Genomic DNA, 7,461 nt, shown 5'->3' with positions numbered 1-7,461 from the left:
TTCATGGTCGACTTCGTCGACCAGATTCTGAAGACCCGGATGCGCACGAACGGTTTCGCGGACAAGGACGTCGTCGCTCTGGACCCGGCAATGGGGACGGGCACGTTCCTCATGGAGATCGTCCGATCCGTCGCGGACACGATCGCCGCCGAGGACAATGCCCTCGCTGTGCGGGACCATCTCGGCGACCTTTGCCGTTCCAGGCTCATCGGCTTTGAGCGCTCGGCCGGCCCTTTCGCCGTGGCGGAACTGCGCCTGCATCAGACCCTACGGGAGACGTACCGCACTGACATTCCCGAAGAGGGTCTTCGGTTCCTCATCGACACTCTGGACGACCCGAATGGCCGCTTCATCGACCGCGGCCTGGCTTACAACGAGCTCCAGCGAGCGCGGGACCAGGCCAACAAAATCAAACGTGAGACGCCAATCGTGGTGGTCATCGGAAACCCGCCTTATCTCGAGCGGGCCCGGCGGCAGGACCCCGCCCCTTGGATCGAAGCACGCCGCGATCCCGGCCATCTCGCCGACCTCCGGTTCCGCCCGTCGCTCGACGAGTTCCGCTTGCCCGAGCACAGCAAGCTCGCCTACAAGCTGGCCAACACCGCGACCTACTTCTGGCGTTGGGCGACGTGGAAGGTCTTCGACGCCAACCCCGAGCACCCGGCGGGCATCGTGGCCTTCATCACCACCTCGGCGTATCTGAGCACCGACGCCTTCGCCGGGATGCGAAAATATCTGCGGCAAACAACGGACGAAGGCTGGATCATCGATCTCTCCCCCGAACATCATCAGCCACCACAGCACACCCGTGTCTTCCGCGGCGTACAGCAGCCAATCTGCATCGGCGTCTTCGCACGATACGACAGCCCCGACCACAAGCGACCGGCGACAATCCACTACACGGCCCTGCACGGCAGACGTGAGGAGAAGTTCGAGGCGATGGCGGCGGGCCTGCCCCTCGACGCATCCGGATACTGGCAGGACTGTCCCGAACATTGGACCGCGCCCTTCAAACCGGTCGCCGAAAGCTGGCTCTCTCATCCATCGCTGATCGAACTGATGCCCTGGCACGAGCCCGGCGTCAAGGCCAACCGCACATGGGTGTGCGCCCCTTCGTCCGAGGTTCTCGAGCGGCGCTGGCGCCGTCTGGTGGCCGAAGGATTCCCCGACGGTCTCTTCAAGCGCACCCGAGATCTGGCGCCGACCTCCCGCGTCGCCGGACTGCCGCCCCTGGCCGGCACGGCAGCCCTCCCCAGGATCACCGCGTATGCCTTCCGCAGCTTCGACCGTCAGTTCCTGTTCGAGGATCCTAGGATGATCGACTATCCGCGTCAGCCGTTGTGGGACGTCAGGGGAGCCCGGCAGGTCTACGTCAGCACCCAGCACGGACAGCCCTTGTCCTCCGGACCCGGTCTGACCTTCACCGAGAACGTCCCCGATCAGCACCACTTCAACGGCCGGGGCGGCCGGGTCGTCCCGTTGTATCGGGACCAGCCGGGCGTGGAGCCGAATGTGGCTCCGGGGCTCCTGCAGTACCTCGGTGAGAGACTTGATCAACAGCTCAGCGCCGAGGACCTGCTCGCGTACATCGCGGGCACCGTCGCTCATCCCGCATACACCGCGCGCTTCCGTGACCAGCTCGCCGCTCTTCATGGAGTCCGCGTTCCCCTCACGGCTGACCCGCGCCTTTGGGATGCGGCAGCAGGCCTGGGACGACAGGTGATCTGGCTCCACACCTCGGGAACGCGATTCCCCGACATTGATTCGCCCGGCCGACCTCGGCTGCCTGCGGACCGCAGGCCACGACGCGTTTCCTGGATACCGGACAGCGTGCACGGTATGCCCGATGAAATCTCCTACGACCCGGCTACGCGGACGCTGCGTCTTGGGGACGGCGTCATCGCGCCGGTCGACCCTCGCGCCTACGCGTACGACGTCGGCGGAAGGCCCGTCATCAAAACGTGGTTCTCCTATCGCCAGCGAACGCGCCCACGTACGCGCACCGCTTCATCACCACTGGACGACATACGGAATGAGCGTTGGACCACGCAGTTCACCGAGGAACTTCTCGACCTTATTCAGGTCCTGACGCTCCTTGCCGACCTTCATCCGTTACAGGAGGCCCTCCTCGATCGAATCCTCGACGGTCCCCTGATCACGACGGCGGATCTCACCACCGCCCGCCTCCTGCCCGTACCGTCGCAGGCGACCAAGGCGCCCCTGCGCTCCGGCCGCGATGACACCCTCTTCTGATCGCCGGAGACAGACAACGCTGTCACCGGCCGAGGCTCCGATCCTCCCGAAGCTTCTGGCGTCCATGTTCGACGGTCGGCGGACAGGTCCGCGTCGGCGAGACCGGGCAGCGGAAGTCCAATCGGACAAATGCGATCAGTGCCTCAAACACCGGCAATACGCCGTCCGGCCGATCGCTCGGCGACGACTCTGCGAGCATGAACACAATCGTCAGGTGCGTGTCAATGGACTCGCGTTTGTGGTGGGAGCTCGGCCGTACTTGAGGCCGGACATGCTCATCCGGACGGCCTGTCGTGGATCGGGGCACCGGGGTGGTCGCGCCGCCACTGTTTGACCGCATACGGAAGATTGACATTTACAGTAGCAAACCGGAATGATCTCGCGGGTTAACAACTCTGGACCGTGCCATAAGCCAGAGCTCCGAGCGAATCTCCCGCTCCTCCCCGCCGTCAAAGGAGGACGACCTTCATGAGCGTGGCGTCGCGAGCCCGCGATCCCCACCTGATCGGCTCCACGACCCGTCTTGTGGAATTCCTCCGCAACCTGGCCTTTGCGCGTCGCACCCCGATACGCGAGGTCGACAAGCACGTGCGGGTCCTCTGGCTGGCGGATCTGCCCGAGGAGATCACGCCCCAGGTCGGGGCAGGACTCGGGGATGTAGTCCTCTCCTTCGACTATGTGCGGGGCACCCCGCCGCCCCAAGCTCCCGACGTGCTGGAGGGGTGGCTGAAGCCCCGGGAGGTGGCGGATCCCGAGCTGGACGCCCCTGAACTCGCCGAAACCGGACCTAAGCCCGTCCTGGAGACTCGCGAGGACGGATCGACGTACTGGCGGCTGGAGACCACGGACGACCGGCCCGACGTCCGTGAGGCGTACGACGGTTGGCTGCCCCGATGGCAGGCTTGGGCGGAGGAGGAGCGTAAGCGGGCCCGGCGGCAGCGCTGGCACCGTGACCTCTACTCGATTGCCAACCAGCTCTCCCAACTCGACGACGAATGGGAGCTGGTGCTGGCGACCGGCCTGCTGTGCTGGAGGGCGCCAGATGGGACGGGGGTACGCAACCACCTCCTCGCCACCCGTGCTCATCTGCGAGTCGACCCGGACACCGAACGCGTGGACGTCGTGCTCGGCGAGACCTCGCCCACGCTGCAGGACCGTGAGTTTCTGGCGGACCTGCCCGGGTTCACCCCGCAGCGCGCCGACCGGCTGCGGGAGCGGATCCGGGAGGGCGGAGGCGTCGCCCTGCAGGACTCTGTCGAGGAACTTCTGCAGGCCTGGTGCGACAGGGGGCTGGATACGCAGGCCCACTACCGGCCCAGCTGGGTTCCCGTGACGGCGAAGCCCGGCAATGTCCCAGAGGTACGGCTCGCCCCCGCCCTCGTCCTCCGCAGGCGGGACCAGGGGGCGCTGATCGACTACTACGACAAGATGCTCGCCACGTTGACCGCCCCGGACGCTCAGGCGCCCCTTGGGCTCGCCCAGCTCGTGCAGCCGCTGGAGCAGGACGAGCGCATGGCGTTCCTCACGAAACGGGATGGTGACTGTGGAGACGCCCTCGGGCGCGACCCGCTCTTCCCGCTGCCCGCCAACCCTGAACAGCGTCTCATCATGACCCGGCTGGGCAACGACAACGGCGTCGTCGTGCAGGGCCCGCCGGGGACCGGCAAGACCCACAGCATCGCGAACCTGCTGTCGGCGCTTCTCGCGCAGGGGCAGCGCGTCCTGGTGACGAGTCAGAAGGCACAGGCACTGCGGGTGCTGCGCGACAAGCTGCCCGAAGAGATCGCCGGCCTCTGCGTGTCCATGACCGACCTCGGCCGCGGTGGTTCCGCCGAACTGGAGGGCGGTGTGAAAGCGCTGTCGGCCAGGTTCTCCTCCTACGACCCCGGGCGGCAGGCCAAGCGCATCGCCGCCAAGCGCCAGGAACTGGACACAGCGCGCCGTACAACCGCCGAATTGGCCGAGCGGGTTCGTGCACTTCGCGAATCAGAGACCTACTCCCATCCCGAGATCGCTTCCGGGTATCAGGGTTCCCTCGCCGAGATCGCCCGCCGTCTCAGGAACGAGGAGCCGGGCTGCTCATGGATGCCGGTGCCAATGCTGGCCACGGCCCCGTTCACGCCGCCGATCAACGTGGGCGAGGCGGCTGAGCTCGTCGAACTGCTTGCAGGTGAGACACCGCAGCGCAGGGCCAGACCGACCCAGCGCATCCCCGACGTCGGCACGCTGCCTACCGCCGAACAGGTGAAGGCCCTGATCGCCGACGAGGCCGCCACGCAGTCCCTAGCCCGGCAGGCGCAGACACAGGTCTCCGCCCGGCTCGATTACCTCGACCCGGAGCAGGTCACGCAGCTACAGAAGATCGCGGCCGACGTCGCCGCAGACTTACACCAGCTCGGCCTGCCCGAGGATGCTGCCACGTGGAACCCCACCGACTGGACGATCCGGGCCCTGTCCGACATGCTCTCGGGCCGCGATGCCATGCTGTGGGAGCAGCTCGCGACCTACGCCGAACGGCTCGCCGCGCTGGAGGAGACGATCCGGCGCATCGCGTTGCGTGAGGTCGTCCACCCGCCACTCGACGGCCCGGCCGCGGCGTCCGCGTATCTGCAGGCTGTGCGGGGACTGCGCGACCACCTCGCCGCGGGTAACCGGCTCAGGCAGGGCCTGTTCCGGCCCGCCGTACAGAAGGTCGCGGAGCCCTTCCTCGCCTCCGTCTCCGTCGACGGCGTCTCACCGACGAGCGCGGAACTGCTGTCGATCGTCCTCAACGACCTGGAAGGGCGGCAGATCGCCGATCAACTGCGGCGCGGATGGCGTCACGTGGACGTGGACTTTCCTGCGGACCAGGCGCTGGAGAAAATCTGGTCTCAGCTCCGTGACGCCTTCAGCAAGCTCGCCCTGGTGCACCGAATTACGGATGCCGTCTCGGAGACGGTCCGGCTTCTCGCCGGGGCGGGTGTGCACCTCGGCCTGCGTACCCCCGCCGAGTGGCTGTCTTATGCCTCCGCCCTGCACGCCGTACGGCTACGGCTCGACGCCGAGCGCGCGACCGCGAAGCTCAAGGAGCTGCATAGCGCACTGGACCACCAAGTCCGGCTGGGCACTCCGGCCCCCGAACTGACCGAGGCCGTTCGAGCGGTCGCGGCCCGCGATGGCCTCACCTACCAGCTATGCCTGGCCGCGCTCGCCACCGCCCATCGAGAGCTGGCTGACCAGCGACGCTGCGACGAGCTGACGGCACGGGTGCGGGCCGCCCACCCCGCTCTCCTAGCCCTGCTGGCGGAGGCGAAGACGTGGCAGTCCCGCTTCTCGAACTGGGAGCGCGCCTGGGCCTGGGCCAAGGCGCAGACCTTCTTTACCGAGCAGCGGAAGCCGGGTCTCGAACAGCGGCTGGACGCCGAGCTCGAAGCTGCGACCGTCCGCGAGATGCGCCTCACAGGCGAGCTGGCCGCCGAGCAGGCGTGGGACGCGGCCCTGGGACGGATGAACTCGCGGCAGACGACCGCGCTGCGCGCCTACCAGGACCACATTTCCAAGCTCGGCAAGGGGACCGGCAGGTACGCCGCGAGGTACCAGATGCTCGCCCGGGAGGCCATGACGCACGCCCGTGACGCCGTACCGGCCTGGATCATGCCGATCCAGCAGGTGCTGGAGACGATTCCACCGGCGCGTGACTCCTTTGACGTCGTCATCGTGGACGAGGCCAGCCAGGCGAGCATCGAGGCCTTGTTCCTCCTGTGGCTCGCTCCCCGTGTCATCGTGGTCGGTGACGACAAGCAGTGCGCCCCCTCCACGGTCAGCCATGGAGAACTGGAGCCCATCTTCGCCAAGCTGGCCACCTATCTGCCGGACATGCCCGCCTATCTGCGGGACGCCTTCACGCCGAAGTCGAGCCTGTTCGACTTGCTGCGGACGCGTTTTGGCGGGCTCGTCCGCTTGAAGGAGCACTTCCGGTGCATGCCCGAGATCATCCGGTTCTCGTCCCGCCAGTTCTATGCGGACGAGCCGCTGGTTCCGCTCCGGCAGTTTGGCGCCGACCGGCTGCCGCCGCTTCGGGTCCAGCGTGTCAGCGGCGCGCACACGGAGGGGACGGCGACGCGGCTCCGCAACCTAGCGGAGGCCGAGGCGATCGTCGAACGGATCATTCAGTGCGCCGAGGACCCGGCGTACGAAAACAGGACCTTCGGTGTCGTCGTCCTGCAGGGCAACGGCCAGGTCCAGCTGATCCACAACCTGCTGCTCGATCGGCTCGATCCCAAGGAGTGGGAGAAGCGGCGGCTGCGGGTCGGCACGCCGCCCGATTTCCAGGGCGATGAGCGCGACGTCGTCTTCCTCTCGATGGTGATCGCGGAACGGCGGTCGGCGGTGACCAGCACCGAGTGGCAGCGGCGGTTCAACGTCGCGGCCTCCCGCGCGAAGGACCAGATGTGGCTGTTCCACTCCGTCAGCCCTGACCTGCTGTCCCCTGTCTGCCTGCGGCGGTCCCTGCTCGCCTACATGCTGAACCCGCCGGCAGCCCTCGGACGGGAGCCGCTGTCTGACGTCACTGCCGACAAGCCGCATGCCGATTTCGAGTCTCTCTTCGAGCAGCGGGTGTTCCTGCGCATTTGGGAACGCGGCTACCACGTGGTTCCGCAGTACGAGGTCAACGGACGGCGAATCGACCTGGTCGTGAGCGGTGCGCAGGGACGCCTTGCGGTCGAGTGCGACGGCGACCACTGGCACGGCACACCGGAGCAGCTCGAGAACGACCTCGACCGGGAGCGGGAGCTGAAACGGGCCGGATGGCAGTTCTGGCGAGTGCGCGAGAGCGAGTTCTACTTCGATCAGGAGGCCGCGCTCGAACCCCTCTGGGCGGAACTCGACCGGCGCGGCATCCGGCCAGGTGAGGTCAGCACCGAGGGAAAGCCACCGCAGGACGAGAACTGGATTGCCGTAAACCTTTCGGAGCAGGATGGCTTGGACGGCCTCGATGATGGCGACTCACTCGACCTCGAAGAGATCATCCTCGCAGTGCCGCCCAAGCCTCAGCCCGGCGTCACGAACTCCGGACCGGTGACGGCACGCATGACGGCCACTGCCCCGTCAAGTTCCCATATCCGCGCCTGGGCTCGTCAGCATGGCTACGCGATCAGCGATCGCGGGCGCCTTCCGGAGGACGTGCTGGAGGCCTACCACCGGGCGCACCAGCCCGAGTAAGGACTA

The 7,461-nt window shown here is 67.1% G+C and carries 2 protein-coding genes; both read left to right on the top strand.

Annotated features, from left to right (window positions below; genetic code table 11):
- On the top strand, window positions 1-2,253 hold a 2,253-nt coding region (locus tag FLX08_RS40700), incomplete at its 5' end, for a type ISP restriction/modification enzyme (RefSeq protein ID WP_167530476.1).
- Window positions 2,254-2,721: 468 nt separating this feature from the next.
- A complete protein-coding gene (locus FLX08_RS18255) occupies window positions 2,722-7,455 on the top strand; it encodes an AAA domain-containing protein (protein ID WP_142620070.1) in 4,734 nt (1,577 codons plus the stop codon).
- Window positions 7,456-7,461 lie beyond the last annotated feature (6 nt).

The organism is Microbispora hainanensis, assembly GCF_006874475.1.
GTDB lineage: Bacteria > Actinomycetota > Actinomycetes > Streptosporangiales > Streptosporangiaceae > Microbispora > Microbispora hainanensis.
Note: the sequence above shows the minus strand (reverse complement) of the source record. Positions and strands in the feature narration are given on the sequence as shown.